Below are 18,072 nucleotides of genomic sequence, written 5' to 3' on the forward strand. Positions count from 1 at the left end.
CCGGGCTCCCGGGGGCTCAGCCCTTCTCCAGGTACTCCGCGCGGTCGGCGTCCAGCAGGCTCTCCAGCGCGGTGCGCAGGTCCGGGTGGGCGGCCAGCTCCGGGTCCTCGGCGACCAGCCGGGTGGCCTCGGCCCGGGCGGTCACGATGACCTCCTCGTCCTCCAGCACGGAGAGCACCTTCAGCGAGGACTTCACCCCGGACTGCGCCTGGCCCAGCACATCGCCCTCGCGCCGCTGTTCGAGGTCGATCCGGGACAGCTCGAAGCCGTCCAGGGTGGCGGCCACCGCGTCCAGCCGGGCCCGGGCCGGGCTGCCCGCCGGCATGTCGCTGACCAGCAGGCAGAGGCCGGCGGCGCTGCCGCGCCCGACCCGGCCGCGCAACTGGTGCAGCTGGGAGACGCCGAAGCGGTCGGCGTCCATGATCACCATCGCGGTGGAGTTGGGGACGTTGACCCCGACCTCGATCACCGTGGTCGCCACCAGGACGTCCACCGCGCCGGCCGCGAACCGGCGCATCACCTCGTCCTTGGCGTCGGGCGCCAGCCGGCCGTGCAGGATCTCCACCCGCAGCCCGGCCAGCGGGCCCTTCAGCAGCTTCTCGGCGGTCTCGACGACCGACAGCGGGGGGCGCCGGTCGTCGCTCCCGGCGCCCGCGTCGGGCTCCGCGCCGGTGAGCTCCTCCAAGTCCTCGGCCGGTACGGACCGGCGCTTCCTCCTGGCGTCGGGGGCGGGCTCCTCGTCCCCGATCCGGGGGCAGACCACGTACGCCTGGTGGCCCTTGGCCACCTCCTCGCGGACCCGCTCCCAGGCCCGCGCCAGGAAGTTGGGCTTCTCCAGGGCCGGGACGACATGGGTGGAGATCGGCGAGCGGCCGGCCGGCAACTGGTCCAGCACCGACGTCTCCAAGTCCCCGAAGACGGTCATCGCGACGGTGCGCGGGATCGGCGTGGCCGTCATCACCAGCAGGTGCGGCGGCTGCTCGCCCTTGGCGCGCAGCGCGTCCCGCTGCTCGACGCCGAAGCGGTGCTGCTCGTCCACCACGACCAGGCCGAGGTCCTGGAACTGCACCTTGTCCTCGATCAGCGCGTGGGTGCCGATCGCGATGCCCGCGTCCCCGCAGGCCATGTCGAGCATCGCCTGGCGGCGCGCCGGGACGCCCATCGAGCCGGTCAGCAGCACCACCCGGGTGCCGAGGTCCGAGCCGCCCAGCAGGCCGCCCTCGGCCAGGTCCCCCATCATCTCCACGATCGACCGGTGGTGCTGCTGCGCCAGCACCTCGGTGGGCGCCAGCAGGGCGGCCTGGCCGCCCGCGTCGACCACCGCGAGCATGGCGCGCAGCGCGACGAGCGTCTTGCCGGAGCCGACCTCGCCCTGGAGCAGCCGGTGCATCGGGTGTTCGGTGGCCAGGTCCGCGGCGATCTCGGCGGAGACCTTCAACTGGCCGTCGGTGAGGGTGAACGGGAGCCTGGCGTCGAAGGCGTCCAGGAGGCCGCCGGCCCGGGGCTCGCGGGGCTTGGCCGGCAGGGCGGAGTCGGCGGCCCGGCGCTGCGCGAGCGCGACCTGGAGGACGAAGGCCTCGTCCCAGCGGAGCCGGCTCTGGGCGCGCTCGCGGTCGGCCTGGCCGCGCGGGCGGTGGATCAGCTCCAGCGCCTCGGGCAGCGGGATCAGTTCGTGCCGCTCGCGCAGCTCCGCGGGCAGCGGCTCGCCGACGTCGGAGAGGTGCTTGGTGAGGGCGGTCTCGACGCAGATGGACAGCTTCCAGCTGGGCATCTGGGCGCTGGCTCCGTAGACCGGGATCAGCCGGCCGGCGAACTGCTGCGCCGCGTCCGACCCGGCGTCCTCGTCGAGCAGTTGGTAGTCCGGCGAGACCAGCTGGCGGGTGCGGTTGAAGACGCCGACCTTGCCGGCGAACAGGCCCTGGGCGCCGGTGCGGAGCTCCTTCTGCCGCCAGCCCTGGTTGAAGAAGACCAGCGAGAGCCGGCTGCGGCCGTCGGTGACGACCACCTCCAGGCGGTCCCCCTTGCGGCCGCGGAACGGGATCAGGGTGACCTTCTCGATCCGGGCCAGCACGGTGACGTGCTCGTCGATCTCCAGCTCGTCCAGGCTGGTGAGCTGGCCGCGCTCGACGTAGCGGCGCGGATAGTGGTGCAGCAGGTCCCCGACCGTGCGCAGCTTGAGGCTGTCGGCGAGCACCTTGGCGGTACGGTCGCCGACGAGCTTGGTCAGTGGTTCATCGAGAGCGCCCATCAGGCCCTTGTTTACACCACCGGACCGACATTCCGGGCGCCACCCGCTGCCCGGCGCCCCGGCCGGACCGCGGCGCCCGCCGCCCGGACCGCTACTCCACGCCGATGAGCAGCGGCGCGGACTCCTGCCCGCCGTGGAAGACCACCGCGTCGACCTCCGGCCGCCGGTGCCGGGCGTGCGCCACCAGCCGGTCGGCCAGCGCCTCGTCCGCGCCGTCGCCGAGGATCAGGGTGACGAGTTCGCCGCCCGCGCCGAGCATCCGGTCGAGCACGCTGGCGCCGACCTCGGCCGGGGCGGCGCCGATCACCACCACGTCCCCGTCGATCAGCCCGAGCACGTCCCCGGCCTGGCAGACCCCGGCCATCGTCCAGGACTCGCCCTCGGCGACGGCGAGCTCGGCGTACCGGGTGGCGCCGGCCGCCGAGGTCATGGCGACCACGTCCTCGTCGAACCGGCGGCCGGCCTCGTGCACGGCGAGGGCGGCCAGCCCCTGGACCGGTGACCGGGTGGGCAGGACGGCGATCCGCACCCCCTCCTCGCGCAGCTGGTCGGCGGCGGCCCCGGCGGCGGCCCGCAGCTCGGGGTCGTTGAGCAGCAGGACGACCTCCCGTGCGCCCGCCCGGCGGACGGCGGCGGCGAGTTCGGCGCTGGCCGGCGGGCGGTCCGGGTCGGCGTGCAGCACGACGGCGCCGGCCTGCTCGCAGAGGTCGGCCAGTCCCGCGCCGGAGACCACCGAGAGCACCACCCGGGTGCGCTCCTCGTGCTCGCCGCGGTCGTCGGCGGTCCCGGCCCGGGCGGCGGCCTCGGCGAAGTGCGTGATCCGGATCTGGTGCGGCCGCCCGGCCCCCAGCCCGGCCTCCACCGCGGCCCCCGCGTCGTCCACGTGGACGTGCACGTTCCAGAGGCCGTCCCCGCCACCGATCACCAGGGAGTCGCCCAGTCCGGCGAGCCGCTCGCGCAGCGCGGGCAGCGCCTCGTCGGGGGCGTCCAGCAGGTAGATCACCTCGAAGGCGGGGTGACCCGGGCCGGGCGGCCGGACGTGCCCCTGGCAGCTCTCGACCGGCCGGACGTCACCGCGCAGCGCGACCGGGCCCATCGGCTGGTGGCCGGCCACCGCGTCGGCGAGCGCCCCGAGGACGGCGACCAGGCCGCGTCCGCCGGCGTCCACCACCCCGGCCTCGGCCAGCACGGAGAGCTGCTCGGGAGTGCGCCGCAGCGCGTCCCGGGCGGCCCGGTACGCGGTGTCGGCGACCTGGCCGAGCCCGTCGCCGGCCCGGGTCGCCTCCCGGGCGGCCACCCGGGCGACGGTCAGCAGGGTGCCCTCGACGGGCTCGGCGACCGCCTGGTAGGCGGCGTCCGCGGCCCCCTGGAGGGCGGCCCGCAGCTGGTCGGCGCCACCGCCCTGGGCCAGCTGCTCGGCGGTGCCGCGCAGCCACTGGGCGAGGATCACGCCGGAGTTGCCGCGGGCGCCGACCAGCGCGCCCCGGGCCATCGCCCGGGCGGTCTCGGCGAGCCCGGGGGCCGGGCCGCCCGCCGGGTCGGTGAACCGGCTCTCCACCGCGGCGGCGGCGGACTCCACGGTCAGGTAGAGGTTGGTGCCGGTGTCGCCGTCCGGGACGGGGTAGACGTTGAGTGCGTCGATCTCCTCGCGGGCCTGGCCCAGCGCGCGCAGGGCCAGCTGGCACCAGCTGCGCACGGCCGGGGCGTCGAGCGTGGTCAGCACCAGGTCTCCTCCGGATGGGACGCCGTGATGGCCTGAGGTTGAACGGCGAGGGTTGGTACCGGCAGGTTATCGGGGGCCGGGGGCCGCCGCCGGAAGCGCCGAGCGCGGCGATCACCTGCGCAGACGTGGTAGTTTCGTTGAACGGAAGCAAGCGTTGTATGCTCTTCCGGTTGCCTGGAACAGTCCAGGCTCACCCCATTGATCTGATCTGGTTCACGTGAGTGCTCCGGTGGGTTGGCGGGGTTTCGAACGTAAATGATCTGAAGTCTTGGAGTGACTCCTGTGGCTGCCAACTGCGACGTCTGCGGCAAGGGGCCGGGCTTCGGCAACAGCATCTCCCACTCTCACCGCCGTACCCCCCGTCGTTGGAACCCCAACATTCAGACGGTGCGCGCTGTGATTGGGCGGACGCCGAAGCGGCTCAACGTCTGCACCTCGTGCATCAAGGCCGGTAAGGTCTCGCGCTGACGCGCAGACCGGTAAGCCGGTCCTCCAGGAAGCCGGTCCATCCTCGGATGGGCCGGCTTCCTGTTTCTGGATCCCGGCTCTCCAGTGCCGACCCCTCTCTCCGGGCCTGCCCGGAGCCGCCACGGGCGGGCCCTCGGGCCCGCCCGTGGTCGTTGCGGCCCCGGTGCGCTCAGCGCCAGCGCCAGGCGTGGTCCACCGGGCCGATGCCGGACCCGAGCGCGAAGCCGCCGGCGATCGCGCCGGTGATGTAGGCCTTCGCCGAGGCCACCGCCCCGGGCAGCGGTTCGCCCTTGGCCAGCCCGGCGGCGATGGCGCTGGCCAGTGTGCAGCCGGTGCCGTGGGTGTGCCGGTTGTCGTAGCGGGGCGCCCGGTACCAGTGCTCCTCCCCCGGCCCGCCGTACAGCAGGTCGGCGGCCTCGCCCTCCAGGTGCCCGCCCTTCACCAGGACCCAGCGCGGCCCGAGGTCGAGCAGCGCCTTGGCCGCGTCGAGCATCTGCGCCTCGTCCTCGACGGTGCGCCCGGTGAGCTGCGTCACCTCGTGCAGGTTGGGCGTGGCCAGGGTGGCGACCGGCAGCAGCCGCTCCCGGACGGTGGCGACGGCCTCGGCGGCCAGCAGCGCGTCGCCGTGCTTGGAGACGCCGACCGGGTCGACCACCACCGGGGCGTCCACCCCGGTCAGCAGCTCGGAGACGGTCTCGACCAGCTCGATCGAGGCGAGCATCCCGGTCTTCACGGCCTGGACGCCGATGTCGTCCACCACACTGCGGAACTGGGCCCGGACGGCCTCGGCCGGCAGCTCCCAGTAGCCCTGGACACCGAGCGAGTTCTGCGCGGTGACGGCGGTGATCACGCTCATGCCGTGGACGCCGAGGGCCAGCATCGCCTTGAGGTCGGCCTGGATGCCGGCGCCGCCGCCGGAGTCGGATCCGGCGACGGTGAGCACCCGCGGGGGTGCGGAGGAGGGGCCGCCCTGGGGGCGGCCGCCGGGAGCGGGGGCGGAAGACGGGAGGGACATGGGCCCCAACCTACCCGCGCCGCCTCAGAGCACGGCTTCGGATTCCGCCCAGCGGTCCTGCGGCACGGTCTTGAGGTGGGTGACCGCCTCGGCGACCGGCACCAGCTCGATGTCGTTGCCGCGCAGCGCGGTGAAGTGCCCGAAGGCGCCCTTGTGGACGGCCTCCACCGCGTGCCAGCCGAACCGGGTGGCGAGCACCCGGTCCCGGGCGGTGGGGGTGCCGCCGCGCTGGGTGTGGCCGAGGATGACCGGCCGGGCCTCCTTGCCGAGCAGGTTCTCCAGCTCGTTGGCGAGCCGGTTGCCGATCCCGCCGAAGGTCCGGTGGCCGAACTGGTCGACGACGCCGTGGTCGAAGCGCATCGTGCCGGGCATCGGGGCCGAGCCCTCGGCCACCGCGATGATGGCGAACTTCTTGCCCCGGGAGAAGCGGTCCTCGACCATCCGGGCGACCGCCTCGATGTCGAAGGGCTTCTCCGGGATCAGGATGCCGTGGGCGCCCCCGGCCATTCCGGCGGTGAGGGTGATCCAGCCGGTGTGCCGGCCCATCAACTCCACCACCATCACCCGCTGGTGGGATTCGGCGGTGGTCTTCAGCCGGTCGATCGCGTCGGTCGCGACATGGACCGCGGTGTCGAACCCGAAGGTGACGTCGGTCGCGTCGATGTCGTTGTCGATGGTCTTCGGCACGCCGACCACCGGCAGTCCGGCGTCGCTGAACATCTTGGCGGCGGTCAGCGTGCCCTCGCCGCCGATCGCGATCAGCGCGTCGATGCCGATGTCCCGGGCGAGGGTCTCGGCGTTCTCCACCGCCCAGGCGATCCGGTCGCGCTGCACGCGGGCCGAGCCCAGGATGGTGCCGCCGAGGGTCAGCAGGCCGGTGACGTCGTCGTGCGAGATCGGCCGGGTGCGGCCCTCGATCAGGCCGAGGAAGCCGTCCTCGATGCCGACGATCTCGTCACCGTGCACATCGGTTCCCCGGTGCACCACGGAGCGGATCACCGCGTTGAGCCCGGGGCAGTCTCCGCCGCTGGTCAGGACACCGATGCGCATGGTGGCTGTGCTCTCCCGCTCCGCAGTGGTTCAGACCACCCGCGTCCGAGGAGCAGCAGGTGGATCCGGTTCAGCGCAAGCCTACGCCGTCCCCCGGCGCGGGCCCGCGCGCCGCTCGCCGGGGCGTCCCGCGCGTCCGGGCCGATGCGCGCGCCCGCGCCGGCCCGCGGCCGCCCGCCGGACGGCTGACGCCGCGCTCACTCCGCTCACTCCGCTCATTCCGCTCATTCCGCGAAGTGGTCCCAGCCGCCGACCCGGTCCCAGGGCTCGCCGTCCACCGTCACCCGGCCACCGCGGGACGGCCGGGCCCGGCCGGTCACCTCGCCCACCACCCGCCAGCGGGCGGGCAGTTGGACCCCGCGCGGGAAGGTCGCCACGATCGCGTGGTCCTCGCCGCCGGAGAGCACCCAGACCAGCGGGTCCACCCCGACGGCCTGCCCGATGTCGGCCATCTGCGCCGGGACGTCGAAGTCGGCGGCCCGCAGGTCGATGTCCACCGCGCTGGCCCGGGCGACGTGGCCGAGGTCGGCCACCAGCCCGTCGCTCACGTCGACCATCGCGGTGGCGCCCAACTCGGCGCCGGCCGGGCCCGCGTGGTACGGCGGCTCGGGCCGGCGGTGCGCCTCGACGAAGGCGCGCGGCGAGCGGAACCCGCGCTGCAGCACGGTCAGCCCGGCGGCGGACCAGCCGAGCCAGCCGGTGACGGCGACCACGTCGCCCACCTGAGCCCCGGCGCGCGTCACCGGTGCGCGCCCCTGGAGATCCCCGAGCGCCGTGATGGCGAGGGTGATGACGTCGCCGCGCACCACGTCGCCGCCGACCACCGTGGCACCGGCCACCTGGCACTCGTCGCGCAGCCCGTCCATCAGCTCGGTGGCCCAGGTGGTCGGCAGATCGGCGGGGGTGACCAGGCCGAGCAGGATCGCCGTCGGCACCGCGCCCATCGCGGCCACGTCGGCGAGGTTCTGGGCGGCGGCCTTGCGGCCCACGTCGTAGGCGGTCGACCAGTCCCGGCGGAAGTGCCGGTTCTCGATCAGCACGTCCATGGTGGCGACCACCCGGCCGTCCGGCGTCTTCACCACCGCGGCGTCGTCGCCCGGACCGAGGTCGACCGCGTCGGTGAGCGGTACCCGGGCCGTCAGCTCCCTGATGAGTCCGAACTCGCCGAGCTCGCCCACGGTCCCCTGCATCTGCCGTCCTCTCGCGTTTCCATCCGAATCGGAACTGGTGCCCCCCGCTCCCCCGCGCGCAGCGTACGCCCTCCGGGGGTGCAGAAGTCTCCCCTCCCCGGCCCGCTGCGCGGTAGCGTGGTGATCGGAATGCCGGTGAGTCCGTTCCCCACCCCCGAACGCCCGAGCGGGCGATCACGGCGCCGATCCCCGTTCCCAGCCGCCGGGAGGTCCCCCCGTGGTACAGGCATACATCCTGATCCAGACCGAGGTCGGCAAGGCCACCGCCGTGGCCCGGTCCATCTCCGAGATCCCCGGTGTCCTCCAGGCCGAGGACGTCACCGGACCGTACGACGTGATCGTGCGGGCCGAGGCCGAGACGGTGGACGACCTCGGCCGCCTGGTCGTGGCCAAGGTCCAGCAGGTGGAGGGCATCACCCGCACCCTCACCTGTCCGGTGGTCCACCTGTAGGCCCCGGCTACCATCGGCGGGTGGCCCGAGAACTCCGCGTCCCCAGCTTCCTGACTGCGCTGCCGGCCCCCGTCCGGTGGCTGGCCCTGCCGCTGGCGCTGAGCTGCACCGTCGTGGTGCTGCTCGGCAGCTGGGGCGCGCCCGCGGCGATCGAGGTGCCGAAGCCGACCGGGAGGGCCGCCGGCTACTGCCGGGACCTGGCCGCGGCGCTGCCCCAGGAGGTGCTCGGCCACGCCCGCAAGGACCCGTCGCCCGGCTCCCCGTACGTGGCCGCCTGGGCCAGCTCGCCGCGCACCGTGCTGCGCTGCGGGGTGGACCGGCCGCAGGCGCTGAACGGCGAGCACGCCAAGGACCTCTCCCCCACCATCGACGACGTCACCTGGTGGGCGCAGAAGCTCGACGACGGCGGATACCGGTTCATCACCACGATGCGCCGGGCGTACGTCGAGGTGACCGTCCCCGGCGGGGCCTTCAGTAATCCGCTCGACCCGGTCTCCGCCCTGAACGGCGTGGTGAAGGCCAACATCCCGTAGCGGCCGGAGAGCACGGGAAGGGCGGTCCGGGAGCTCCCGGACCGCCCTTGCGCGGGTGTGCGGCAGGTGCCCGGGCGGCTAGCGCAGCCCGGTCGGGCGGCGCAGCGCCGCCTGGAGCAGCCGGTCGATCAGCTCCGGGTACGACAGCCCGCTGGCCTCCCACATCTTCGGGTAGGCCGAGATCGGGGTGAAGCCGGGCATGGTGTTGACCTCGTTGATCATCCAGCTGCCGTCGTCCAGCAGGAAGAAGTCCACCCGGGCCAGGCCCTCGCAGCCGAGCGCCTCGAACGCGGCGACCGCCTGACGGCGGATCTCGGCGAGCTCGGCCGCACCGAGTTCGGCCGGGATGCGCACCTCGGAGGAGTCGATGTACTTGGCCTCGAAGTCGTAGAACTCGTAGTCGCCGCCGACCAGGACCTCGGCCGGGACGCTGGCGCGCGGGCCGTCCTCGAACTCCAGCACCCCGCACTCGATCTCGCGCCCGGACACCCCGGCCTCGATGATCAGCTTGGGGTCGTGCCGGCGGGCCTCCTCGATCGCGGCGTCCAGCCCGGCGAGGTCCTTGACCTTGGTGATGCCGATGCTGGAGCCGGCCCGGCAGGGCTTCACGAACACCGGCAGACCGAGTTCCCCGACCCGCTCGCGGACGGCGGCGCGGCCGGCCTCGCTCTCCCACTCCCGCGGCCGGACGATGGTGTACGAGCCGACGCCCAGGCCGTGCGAGGCCAGCACCCGCTTGGTGAACTCCTTGTCCATGCCCACCGCGCTGGAGAGCACGCCGTTGCCGACGTACGGCACTCCGGACAGCTCCAGCAGGCCCTGGAGGGTGCCGTCCTCGCCCCAGGGGCCGTGCAGCAGCGGGAAGACCACGTCGACCTCGCCGAGCGCCTTCGGCACCGCCCCCGGCTCGCTCCAGACCACCTCGCGGCTGTCCGGGCTGACCGGCAGCACGACCTGGCCGTCGACGGCCTCGGCGACCTGGGCGACGTCCGGCAGCCGGCCGTCGGTGATGGCCATCCGGGCCGGATCGTCGCTGACCAGCGCCCAGCGGCCCTCGTGGGTGATGCCGATCGGCAGCACGTCGTACTTCTCGCGGTCGATCGCCCTGAGCACGCTGCCCGCGGTGGACACCGAGATGGCGTGCTCGGAGCTGCGGCCACCGAAGACGAGCGCTACGCGCGGCTTCGCGGACGGATTCGGGGGGGTCTGTTCGATGCTCATATCGGGTGTGAGACTACCGTGCGAGCCGTTTCCGGGACGTCAACCGCCCCGGTCGCCCGGCGTCGCGCGGTCAGTGCCGCTCGGCCTTGGCCGAGCGCGACATCAGCGCCCGCAGCGCCTCCTGGGTGGGGCGCCCGTTGTGCACCACGTCCACCACGGCCTCGACGATCGGCATGTCGACGCCGCTGCGCCGGGCCAGGTCGAGGACGGACTCGCAGGACTTGACGCCCTCCGCGGTCTGCCGGGTGGCCGCGATGGTCTCGGCCAGCGACATCCCGCGGCCGAGGTTGGTGCCGAAGGTGTGGTTGCGGGAGAGCGGCGAGGAGCAGGTCGCCACCAGGTCGCCCATCCCGGCGAGCCCGGCGAAGGTGTACGCGTCGGCGCCGAGCGCCAGCCCCAGCCGGGTCGTCTCGGCCAGGCCCCGGGTGATCAGCGTGGCCTTGGTGTTGTCGCCGAGGCCCATGCCGTCCGCCATGCCGACCGCCAGGCCGATCACGTTCTTCACCGCGCCGCCCAGCTCGCAGCCGATCACGTCGGTGTTGGTGTAGGGGCGGAAGTAGGGCGTGTGGCAGGCCGCCTGGAGCCGCTTGGCGACCGCCTCGTCGGTGCAGGCCACCACGCTCGCGGCGGGCTGCCGGTTGGCGATCTCCCGGGCCAGGTTGGGGCCGCTGACGACGGCCACCCGCTCCGCCCCGACCTTCGCGACCTCGGCGATGACCTCGCTCATCCGCTTGGCGGTGCCGAGTTCGATGCCCTTCATCAGGCTCACCAGCACGGTCTGCGACTCGATCAGCGGGGCCCAGGCGGCGAGGTTCTCGCGCAGCGTCTGGGAGGGCACCGCGAGCACCGCGAAGTCGGCGCCGGCCAGGGCCCGCGCCGGGTCCACGGTGGCCCGGACCGACCCGGGCAGCGGGACGCCGGGCAGGTAGTCGGGGTTGACGTGGGTGGTGTGGATCGCGTCCACCAGCTCCGGCCGGCGCCCCCAGAGGGTGACCTCGCAGCCCGCGTCGGCCAGCACCATCGCGAACGCGGTCCCCCAGGAACCCGTTCCGAACACGGCACATCGGGTCACTTGCCGGCCTCCTCGGTGCTGTTCTTGCGCGTGCCGGCGGCCCGCTGCCGCTCGGCGGCGGCCGCCTCCGCCCGGTGCCGGGCCGCCGTGCGCATGTCGTAGCGCTCGGCCGGCGGCTCCTCGCCGCGGATGTCGGCCAGCACGGCGGTGATCGCCCGCATGATGTCCTCGGTCGCGTCCCGGAGCACCTGGGCGGTCAGCTCCTGGCCCTGGTACTTGCTCAGGTCCACGGCCGGCCCGGCCGCCACCGTCACCCGGTGCCGCGGGAACAGGTTGAACCGGCCCTTCCCCGAGCCGCCCCGGCCGTACGGCGGGATGATCTCGTGCGCACCCCAGTGCGCCACCGGGATCACCGGCGCACCGGTCATCAGCGCGACCCGGGCCACCCCGCTCTTGCCGGTCATCGGCCACAGGTCCGGGTCCCGGGTGAGCGTGCCCTCCGGGTAGAACTGGACGCACTGGCCGCCGTTCACCGCGTCGATGGCCGCCCGGAACGCGTGCGCGGCGTCGGTCGACTCGCGGAACACCGGGATCTGGCCGGTCTTGCGCAGCATGAAGCCGATGAACGGGACCGAGAACAACGAGGACTTGCCGAGGATCCGCGGCGGCCGCCCGCTGTTGTACTGCCAGTGCGCGTAGACCACCGGGTCGATGATCGAGTTGTGGTTGACGGCGGCGATGAAGCCGCCCTCCTTCGGCAGGTGCTCCCAGCCCCGCCAGTCTGGCTTGACCAGCGCGGTCGTCACCGGCTTCACCAGCACGGCCGCGAAGCGGTACCAGATGCCGTAATCGGCGTTGCCGAAGCCGGCATACGAGCGGCGGGCCACCCCAGGTCCTCCTCATCCAGGTGCGGCACGCGGGGTGCCGCAGTCTCTCGCCTCCCGCGACCCCCGTCGGACGGGGTCGGGGCGCGGAACAGTCTCGCCCGACCGCGGAGCGGCTGTCGAGCAACCCCGCCAGCACGTCGGGCGGGCGTGACCAAACGCACGTCCGCACAGTTCGGACGGCCTGGCGAGGGTTCCGGGACCGGCGTCACAATGACGCCGATGACCCAGGACACCGTACGCCCCAGCGGGCCCGTCGCGCCCCCCGCACCCACCGCAGGCTGGTCGCTGGTGCTGCCGCTCAAGCGGCTCGCCCTGGCGAAGACCCGGCTGGCACCCTTCGCCGGGCCGCACCGCGCGGACCTGGCGCTCTCCTTCGCCCTGGACACCGTGACCGCCGCGCTGGCCACCCCGGGCGTGTCCCGCGTCCTGGTGGTCACCCGGGACGGCGCCGCCGGCGAGCGGCTGGCCGCGCTGGGCGCGGTCGTCGTCGGCGACGAACCGGGCGGCGGCCTCAACGACGCGCTGGCGCACGGCGCGGCGGCCGCGCTGGCGCTCGCCCCGCACGCCCCGCTGGCCGCGCTCTCCGCCGACCTGCCGGCCCTGCGCCCGGCCGAACTGGCCCGGGTGCTGGCCGCGGCCCGGCCGGCCGGGCGGTCCTTCCTGGCCGACGCCCCCGGGTTGGGCACCACGCTGCTGGCCCGCTCCCCCGGCGGTCCGCTCGCACCCGCCTTCGGCGACGGCTCCCGGGCCCGGCACGCGGCCGGCGGCGCCCGCGAACTGCGGCTGGACGACGTGGAGTCGGTGCGCCGGGACGTGGACACCGGCGCCGACCTCGGCGCGGCGCTCGCACTCGGCGTCGGCCCGCACACCGGCGCCCTGTCGGCCCGGCTCGCGCAGGCGCTCGGGCTCCCCGCCGCGAACCGCTCCGGACGGGCGCGGGAGCAACTCTGACCCCCGCTCCGGACGGGCGTGCCAGCAACTCCCCATCCGTGCCGGGCCGCCTCCGCGAGCTGCCCCGGGGGCCTGTCGGTGCTGCTCGCTATGCTGCTTCCATGCAGGCCACCGCGTTCACCTTCGACCCCGCCACCCGGGCCGGCTCCGTGCTGCTCGACGACGGGACCCCGGTGCCGTTCGACGCCGCCGCCTTCGACGCCGGCGGCCTGCGGCTGCTGCGCCCCGGCCAGCGGGTGCGGATCCGCACCGAGGGCGCGGGCGACGCCCGCCGGGTGGTCTTCCTGACGCTGCAGACCTTCCCGGACCCCGCCGAGGCCTGACCGGGCCCGCGCCGCTCCACAGCCGCGCGCCGGGGCCGAGACTGGCCCCGGAAAACCGAAGAGCCGTGGCGGCCCGACCACCCGGAATTCCGGGAGGGGGTGCGCCACGGCCCTGAAGAGCCGTCCGAGGACTACTTCGCGCTGGTCTTGCGCGCGGTGGTCTTGCGGGTGGCGGTCTTCTTCGCGGGAGCCGTCTTCTTGGCCGTGGCGGTCGCCTTCTTGGCGGTGGCCGTGGTCTTCTTGGCGGCGGCCGTGGTCGCCGTCTTCTTGGCGGCGGCGGCCGTGGTCTTCTTGGTCGCGGCGGCCGTGGTCTTCTTGGCGGCGGCGGCCGTGGTCTTCTTGGTCGCGGTCGCCTTCTTGGCGGGGGTGGCCGTGGTCTTCTTGGCGGCGGCCGTGGTCGCCGTCTTCTTGGCAGCGGCCTTCTTGGTGGCGGCCGGGGCCGCGGCGGCGGCCGAGGCGGCGCGCTTGGTGGCGGCGCGCTTGGCGGCCGGGGTCGCGGCGACACCGCTCTTGCCCGGGGTGAGGGAGCCCTTGGGGGCCTTCTTCACCGAGGGGCCTTCCTTCGGCAGCTTCTTGCTGCCGCTGACCAGGTCCTTGAAGCCCTGGCCGGGACGGAAGCGGGGCACCGAGGTCTTCTTGACCTTGACCTTCTCGCCGGTCTGCGGGTTGCGGGCGAAGCGCGCGGAGCGCTCCACCTTCTCAAAGGTGCCAAAACCGGTGACCGACACCCGGTCACCGGCCACGACGGCGCGGACCATGGTGTCGAGCACTGCGTCGACGGCCTCTGCGGCAGCCTTGCGACCGCCCAGCTGCTCGGCCACCGCTTCGACAAGCTGAGCCTTGTTCACGTCTTCCCCTTCGGAAACGGGCGCCGGATGATTCCATCCGTTCATTTCGCACGTTAGGTATGTATCTGCGGACTTTCAATTACCAAACGCGCGAATCACCCTAGTGTCGCAATGGATTTGCGCGTCGGCGACCTCAGGCGACGGGCGGGCGCCCCTCGTCGAGGTCATGCACAAAGCGACTCAACCGCCTTGCCGCCTCCGGAAGATCGCGCTTGGCGGCCTCGGTGACGATCAGGAGTTGACGGGTGAGAGCGGTCTTTGCATCGGCAGACACGTTCAGCGCATGCACGCGGGCGTGAGCTTGCTTCAACCGCTCGGCCACAAGCGCGTAGAGCGCTGCGACTTCCGGGTCGTCCGGCCCCTCAGCAGGTGAGGTGGCGGCGTCCGGCCGATCGTCAATTCGGCGTTCGGATCCCCGGCCCGTGGACTCCGGTGACGCGGGTTCGCCGCCCGCGTACGGAGGTTCATGGTGCCGGTGCATGTACTGATTGTGCCATCTACCCGCAGTTGTGCTTGCGCGGGGCCTCTGCGGCAATGCCAAATCGGCAATCGGGGGCCGGCGCCGGGGGGTAACTCCGGGCCCGGAACGGCGGATGGTCCGCCCCCCCGAGGGGAGGCGGACCATCCGGTGGAACGTCAGAATGCTTGTTCTCCCGAGCCGCTCAGGCGACCGGCAGAGTACGCGGCTTGAAGGCGGGCCGGGTCTGTTCGAAGGCCGCGATGTCGGGCTCGTTCTGCAGGGTGATGCTGATGTCGTCCAGCCCGTTCAGCAGCCGCCAACGGACATTGTCGTCCAGCTCGAACGGGGCCGTGACGCCCTCGGCGCGCACCTCGCGGGCCTCCAGGTCGACGGTGATCCCGGCCGTCGGATCGGCCTCCACCAGCGCCCAGAGCCGCTCCACCGTCTCCTGCGGCAGCACGACCGTGAGCAGGCCGTTCTTCAGCGAGTTACCGCGGAAGATGTCGGCGAAGCGGGACGAGACGACCGCGTGGAACCCGTAGTTCTGCAATGCCCAGACGGCGTGCTCCCGGGAGGAGCCGGTGCCGAATTCGGGGCCGGCCAGCAGGACGGTCGCGCCCTGGTACTCGGGCCGGTTCAGGACGAACGACTCGTCCTTGCGCCAGGCCTCGAACAGGCCGTCCTCGAAACCGGAACGAGTGACCTTCTTGAGCCAATGGGCCGGGATGATCTGGTCGGTGTCGACGTTGCTGCGGCGCAGCGGCACGGCGCGACCGGTGTGGGTGGTGAACTTCTCCATGCTGCTCAGGCCTCCACAGCGACGTCGGACGGGAGATCGGCGGGTGCGGCCAGTCGGCCGAGCACCGCGGTCGCGGCGGCGACCTGCGGCGACACCAGGTGGGTGCGGCCGCCCTTGCCCTGACGGCCCTCGAAGTTGCGGTTCGAGGTGGACGCGCAGCGCTCGCCGGGGGCCAGCTGGTCGGGGTTCATGCCCAGGCACATCGAGCAGCCCGCGTGGCGCCACTCGGCGCCGGCGGCGGTGAACACCTTGTCCAGGCCCTCCTCGACGGCCTGCAGGGCGACCCGCACCGAGCCGGGGACGACCAGCATCCGCACGCCCTCGGCGATGGTCCGGCCGTCCAGGATGGCCGCGGCGGCCCGCAGGTCCTCGATCCGGCCGTTGGTGCAGGAGCCGACGAAGACGGCGTCCACCGCGACCTCGCGCAGCGGGGTGCCGGCCTCCAGGCCCATGTACTTCAGGGCGTTCTCGGCGGCGATCCGCTCCTGCGGGTCGGCGAAGGAGGCCGGGTCCGGCACCTGGGCGCCGAGCGGCGCGCCCTGGCCCGGGTTGGTGCCCCAGGTGACGAACGGGGTCAGCTGGGTCGCGTCGATGAAGATCTCGTGGTCGAAGACCGCGTCCTCGTCGGTGCCCAGGGTCTTCCAGTACTCGACCGCAGCGTCCCAGTCCTCGCCCTTCGGCGCGTGCGGACGGCCCTCCAGGTAGTCGAAGGTGGTCTGGTCGGGAGCGATCATCCCGGCCCGGGCGCCCGCCTCGATGGACATGTTGCAGATGGTCATCCGGGCCTCCATGGAGAGGCTGCGGATGGCCGAGCCGCGGTACTCCAGGACGTAGCCCTGGCCGCCGCCGGTGCCGATCCGGGTGATGATCGCCAGGATGAGGTCCTTGGCCGTGACGCCCTCGGGCAGCTCGCCCTCGACGGTGATCGCCATCGTCCTGAACGGCGCCAGCGGGAGGGTCTGGGTGGCCAGGACGTGCTCGACCTGGCTGGTGCCGATGCCGAACGCCAGGGCGCCGAAGGCGCCGTGGGTGGAGGTGTGGGAGTCTCCGCAGACCACGGTGGTGCCCGGCTGGGTCAGCCCGAGCTGCGGGCCGACCACGTGCACGACGCCCTGCTCGACGTCGCCCAGCGAGTGGATCCGGACGCCGAACTCGGCGGCGTTGCGGCGCAGGGTCTCCAGCTGGATCCGCGAGACCGGGTCGGCGATCGGCTTGTCGATGTCCAGGGTCGGGGTGTTGTGGTCCTCGGTCGCGATCGTGAGATCGGTCCGGCGGACCGTGCGCCCGGCCAGCCGGAGGCCGTCGAAGGCCTGCGGGCTGGTGACCTCGTGGAGCAGGTGCAGGTCGATGAAGAGCAGGTCGGGCTCGCCCTCCGCGCGCCGGACGACGTGGTCGTCCCAGACCTTCTCTGCGAGTGTCCGTCCCATCGGATTCCCTCCAGCCGGCCGCGTTGCCGGCCTTCTCGTGTTCATCGGGGTCACTGCCTGGCGCCGCCCTGTGAGGCGCGCCGCGTGACCTGCACGCCGGATCGGTGTCCACCATGCGGACACTCTGTTGAGGCCGCATTCTGGATGTCTCCCGGGCTGCTGCATCCAGAGTGGCGCTTTTCTCGCCGGATTGAACTTGCGTCTCGCGGAATGAGACTGCAGTCTTAGGGCATGGACAACTCTAGCGGCGTCGGCGTTCTCGACAAGGCCGCTCTGGTGCTGAGCGCACTGGAGTCGGGCCCCGCCACGTTGGCGGGGCTGGTCGCCGCCACCGGTCTGGCGCGGCCCACGGCCCACCGGCTCGCCGTCGCACTCGAACATCACCGACTGGTCACCAGGGACATGCAGGGCCGGTTCATCCTCGGCCCCCGTCTCTCCGAACTGTCCGCCGCGGCGGGCGAGGACCGGCTGCTCGCCACCGCGGGCCCGGTCCTGACCCATCTGCGCGACGTCACCGGCGAGAGCGCACAGCTCTACCGCCGGCAGGGCGAGATGCGGATCTGCGTCGCCGCCGCCGAGCGGCTCTCCGGCCTGCGGGACACCGTCCCGGTCGGCAGCACCCTGCCGATGAAGGCCGGCTCGGCCGCCCAGGTCCTGCTCGCCTGGGAGGAGCCCGAGCGGCTCCACCGGGGCCTCCAGGGCGCCCGGTTCACCGCGACCGCGCTGAGCGGCGTCCGGCGCCGCGGCTGGGCACAGTCGATCGGCGAGCGCGAGCCGGGTGTGGCGTCCGTCTCGGCCCCCGTGCGCGGTCCCTCCAACCGGGTCGTGGCCGCCGTCTCCGTCTCCGGTCCGATCGAGCGCCTGACCCGCCACCCGGGCCGGCTGCACGCCCAGGCCATCATCGAGGCCGCCAACCGGCTCACCGAGGCCCTGCGCCGCGGCTGACCACCCCTGCCCGCCGACGTCGAAAAGGGCCCGCGCACCGAGGTGCGCGGGTCCTTTTCCGAATCACCCGGAAATGCGGGCGGAAAACACAAAAGGCCCCGGCGGACCAGGGCCTTGCTAATTTCTGGCTGGGGTACCAGGACTCGAACCTAGACTAAGTGAACCAGAATCACTCGTGCTGCCAATTACACCATACCCCAACAAAGCAATCAGCCGATGGGCAAGCCCACCGGCTTAATGCTCTGGTACCCCCGACCGGATTCGAACCGGCGCTACTGCCGTGAGAGGGCAGCGTGCTAGGCCGCTACACAACGGGGGCATCCTGGCGATCCCTTGCGGGATCAGTACCCCCGACCGGATTCGAACCGGCGCTACTGCCGTGAGAGGGCAGCGTGCTAGGCCGCTACACAACGGGGGCTTTCCAGGCGATCCCTTGCGGGATCAGTACCCCCGACCGGATTCGAACCGGCGCTACTGCCGTGAGAGGGCAGCGTGCTAGGCCGCTACACAACGGGGGCTTG

General features: G+C 73.2%; 18 protein-coding genes and 4 tRNA genes. 6 read left to right on the top strand and 16 right to left on the bottom strand.

Annotated elements, in window-relative coordinates; translation table 11 throughout:
- Nucleotides 1–16 precede the first annotated feature (16 nt).
- Entirely contained in the window at nucleotides 17–2,248 is a 2,232-nt protein-coding gene (gene recG, locus ACZ34W_RS28135; RefSeq protein WP_465608057.1) for an ATP-dependent DNA helicase RecG, read from the bottom strand.
- Between the two features lie 91 nt (nucleotides 2,249–2,339).
- On the bottom strand, nucleotides 2,340–3,971 hold the full coding sequence (locus tag ACZ34W_RS28140) for a DAK2 domain-containing protein (RefSeq protein ID WP_465608059.1): 1,632 nt from the start codon (nucleotides 3,969–3,971) through the stop codon (nucleotides 2,340–2,342).
- A gap of 282 nt (nucleotides 3,972–4,253) precedes the next feature.
- Here ACZ34W_RS28140 and rpmB point away from each other — a divergent pair, with 282 nt between their 5' ends.
- Nucleotides 4,254–4,439, top strand: a complete 186-nt coding sequence (gene rpmB, locus ACZ34W_RS28145; RefSeq protein ID WP_014138233.1) for a 50S ribosomal protein L28 — start codon at nucleotides 4,254–4,256, stop codon at nucleotides 4,437–4,439.
- Between the two features lie 169 nt (nucleotides 4,440–4,608).
- Here rpmB and thiD read toward each other — a convergent pair whose 3' ends face one another.
- From thiD to ACZ34W_RS28160, 3 genes are all read right to left on the bottom strand, one after another.
- Nucleotides 4,609–5,454 (bottom strand): bifunctional hydroxymethylpyrimidine kinase/phosphomethylpyrimidine kinase, encoded by an 846-nt coding sequence (thiD, locus tag ACZ34W_RS28150; RefSeq protein WP_465608061.1) that lies wholly within the window; start codon nucleotides 5,452–5,454, stop codon nucleotides 4,609–4,611.
- A gap of 24 nt (nucleotides 5,455–5,478) precedes the next feature.
- Nucleotides 5,479–6,504 carry a 6-phosphofructokinase gene (locus tag ACZ34W_RS28155; RefSeq protein ID WP_329489742.1) on the bottom strand — a complete coding sequence of 342 codons (1,026 nt, stop codon included), beginning with the start codon at nucleotides 6,502–6,504 and terminating at the stop codon, nucleotides 5,479–5,481.
- 224 nt (nucleotides 6,505–6,728) lie between these two features.
- Nucleotides 6,729–7,694 (bottom strand): thiamine-phosphate kinase, encoded by a 966-nt coding sequence (locus ACZ34W_RS28160; RefSeq protein WP_329489741.1) that lies wholly within the window; start codon nucleotides 7,692–7,694, stop codon nucleotides 6,729–6,731.
- Nucleotides 7,695–7,911: 217 nt separating this feature from the next.
- Here ACZ34W_RS28160 and ACZ34W_RS28165 point away from each other — a divergent pair, with 217 nt between their 5' ends.
- Nucleotides 7,912–8,145, top strand: coding sequence for an Lrp/AsnC family transcriptional regulator (locus ACZ34W_RS28165; RefSeq protein WP_329489740.1), 234 nt, complete (start codon nucleotides 7,912–7,914; stop codon nucleotides 8,143–8,145).
- A gap of 20 nt (nucleotides 8,146–8,165) precedes the next feature.
- Entirely contained in the window at nucleotides 8,166–8,678 is a 513-nt protein-coding gene (locus ACZ34W_RS28170; RefSeq protein ID WP_465608065.1) for a DUF3515 domain-containing protein, read from the top strand.
- Between the two features lie 78 nt (nucleotides 8,679–8,756).
- Here the strand turns inward: ACZ34W_RS28170 and ACZ34W_RS28175 are convergent, their stop codons facing one another.
- From ACZ34W_RS28175 to ACZ34W_RS28185, 3 genes are all read right to left on the bottom strand, one after another.
- On the bottom strand, nucleotides 8,757–9,899 hold the full coding sequence (locus ACZ34W_RS28175; RefSeq protein ID WP_329489738.1) for a D-alanine--D-alanine ligase family protein: 1,143 nt from the start codon (nucleotides 9,897–9,899) through the stop codon (nucleotides 8,757–8,759).
- Nucleotides 9,900–9,969: 70 nt separating this feature from the next.
- Nucleotides 9,970–10,971 (bottom strand): NAD(P)H-dependent glycerol-3-phosphate dehydrogenase, encoded by a 1,002-nt coding sequence (locus ACZ34W_RS28180; protein ID WP_465608067.1) that lies wholly within the window; start codon nucleotides 10,969–10,971, stop codon nucleotides 9,970–9,972.
- A complete protein-coding gene (locus tag ACZ34W_RS28185) occupies nucleotides 10,968–11,798 on the bottom strand; it encodes a lysophospholipid acyltransferase family protein (protein WP_352291617.1) in 831 nt (276 codons plus the stop codon). Before ACZ34W_RS28185 ends, ACZ34W_RS28180 begins: the two co-directional genes overlap by 4 nt.
- 219 nt (nucleotides 11,799–12,017) lie before the next feature.
- Here ACZ34W_RS28185 and cofC point away from each other — a divergent pair, with 219 nt between their 5' ends.
- Entirely contained in the window at nucleotides 12,018–12,749 is a 732-nt protein-coding gene (gene cofC, locus ACZ34W_RS28190) for a 2-phospho-L-lactate guanylyltransferase (RefSeq protein ID WP_329489735.1), read from the top strand.
- Nucleotides 12,750–12,850: 101 nt separating this feature from the next.
- A complete protein-coding gene (locus ACZ34W_RS28195; protein WP_329489734.1) occupies nucleotides 12,851–13,072 on the top strand; it encodes a hypothetical protein in 222 nt (73 codons plus the stop codon).
- Nucleotides 13,073–13,203: 131 nt separating this feature from the next.
- Here ACZ34W_RS28195 and ACZ34W_RS28200 read toward each other — a convergent pair whose 3' ends face one another.
- From ACZ34W_RS28200 to leuC, 4 genes are all read right to left on the bottom strand, one after another.
- Nucleotides 13,204–13,920 (bottom strand): HU family DNA-binding protein, encoded by a 717-nt coding sequence (locus tag ACZ34W_RS28200; RefSeq protein WP_329489733.1) that lies wholly within the window; start codon nucleotides 13,918–13,920, stop codon nucleotides 13,204–13,206.
- Between the two features lie 133 nt (nucleotides 13,921–14,053).
- Nucleotides 14,054–14,401, bottom strand: a complete 348-nt coding sequence (locus ACZ34W_RS28205) for an SCO5555 family protein (protein ID WP_380388343.1) — start codon at nucleotides 14,399–14,401, stop codon at nucleotides 14,054–14,056.
- 181 nt (nucleotides 14,402–14,582) lie between these two features.
- Complete coding sequence (leuD, locus tag ACZ34W_RS28210; protein WP_329489732.1) at nucleotides 14,583–15,179, bottom strand: 3-isopropylmalate dehydratase small subunit; 597 nt, start codon at nucleotides 15,177–15,179, stop codon at nucleotides 14,583–14,585.
- 5 nt (nucleotides 15,180–15,184) lie between these two features.
- The gene (leuC, locus tag ACZ34W_RS28215; protein WP_329489731.1) at nucleotides 15,185–16,606 is read right to left on the bottom strand and encodes a 3-isopropylmalate dehydratase large subunit; all 1,422 of its coding nucleotides are present in this window, start codon (nucleotides 16,604–16,606) and stop codon (nucleotides 15,185–15,187) included.
- Nucleotides 16,607–16,837: 231 nt separating this feature from the next.
- Here leuC and ndgR point away from each other — a divergent pair, with 231 nt between their 5' ends.
- Nucleotides 16,838–17,551: an IclR family transcriptional regulator NdgR gene (gene ndgR, locus ACZ34W_RS28220; RefSeq protein WP_148642806.1), complete on the top strand. Its 714-nt coding sequence runs from the start codon at nucleotides 16,838–16,840 to the stop codon at nucleotides 17,549–17,551.
- A 125-nt stretch (nucleotides 17,552–17,676) separates the two neighbouring features.
- Here the strand turns inward: ndgR and ACZ34W_RS28225 are convergent.
- The 4 genes from ACZ34W_RS28225 to ACZ34W_RS28240 form a co-directional block, all read right to left on the bottom strand.
- Nucleotides 17,677–17,751: transfer RNA gene (locus ACZ34W_RS28225), tRNA-Gln, on the bottom strand.
- Nucleotides 17,752–17,794: 43 nt separating this feature from the next.
- Nucleotides 17,795–17,870: transfer RNA gene (locus ACZ34W_RS28230), tRNA-Glu, on the bottom strand.
- 26 nt (nucleotides 17,871–17,896) lie between these two features.
- Nucleotides 17,897–17,969, bottom strand: a tRNA-Glu gene (locus tag ACZ34W_RS28235).
- Between the two features lie 27 nt (nucleotides 17,970–17,996).
- Nucleotides 17,997–18,069: transfer RNA gene (locus ACZ34W_RS28240), tRNA-Glu, on the bottom strand.
- Between the last annotated feature and the right edge of the window lie 3 nt (nucleotides 18,070–18,072).

The organism is Kitasatospora sp. NPDC022856 (assembly GCF_055561235.1).

Excerpts from the sequence above, each read along its gene's own strand:
- leuC (WP_329489731.1), bottom strand. The coding sequence starts at position 16,606 with ATGGGACGGACACTCGCAGAGAAGGTCTGGGACGACCACGTCGTCCGG.
- recG (WP_465608057.1), bottom strand. The coding sequence starts at position 2,248 with ATGGGCGCTCTCGATGAACCACTGACCAAGCTCGTCGGCGACCGTACC.
- cofC (WP_329489735.1), top strand. The coding sequence starts at position 12,018 with ATGACCCAGGACACCGTACGCCCCAGCGGGCCCGTCGCGCCCCCCGCA.
- leuD (WP_329489732.1), bottom strand. The coding sequence starts at position 15,179 with ATGGAGAAGTTCACCACCCACACCGGTCGCGCCGTGCCGCTGCGCCGC.
- ACZ34W_RS28160 (WP_329489741.1), bottom strand. The coding sequence starts at position 7,694 with ATGCAGGGGACCGTGGGCGAGCTCGGCGAGTTCGGACTCATCAGGGAG.
- ACZ34W_RS28155 (WP_329489742.1), bottom strand. The coding sequence starts at position 6,504 with ATGCGCATCGGTGTCCTGACCAGCGGCGGAGACTGCCCCGGGCTCAAC.
- thiD (WP_465608061.1), bottom strand. The coding sequence starts at position 5,454 with ATGTCCCTCCCGTCTTCCGCCCCCGCTCCCGGCGGCCGCCCCCAGGGC.
- ACZ34W_RS28195 (WP_329489734.1), top strand. The coding sequence starts at position 12,851 with ATGCAGGCCACCGCGTTCACCTTCGACCCCGCCACCCGGGCCGGCTCC.
- ACZ34W_RS28175 (WP_329489738.1), bottom strand. The coding sequence starts at position 9,899 with ATGAGCATCGAACAGACCCCCCCGAATCCGTCCGCGAAGCCGCGCGTA.
- ndgR (WP_148642806.1), top strand. The coding sequence starts at position 16,838 with ATGGACAACTCTAGCGGCGTCGGCGTTCTCGACAAGGCCGCTCTGGTG.
- ACZ34W_RS28205 (WP_380388343.1), bottom strand. The coding sequence starts at position 14,401 with ATGCACCGGCACCATGAACCTCCGTACGCGGGCGGCGAACCCGCGTCA.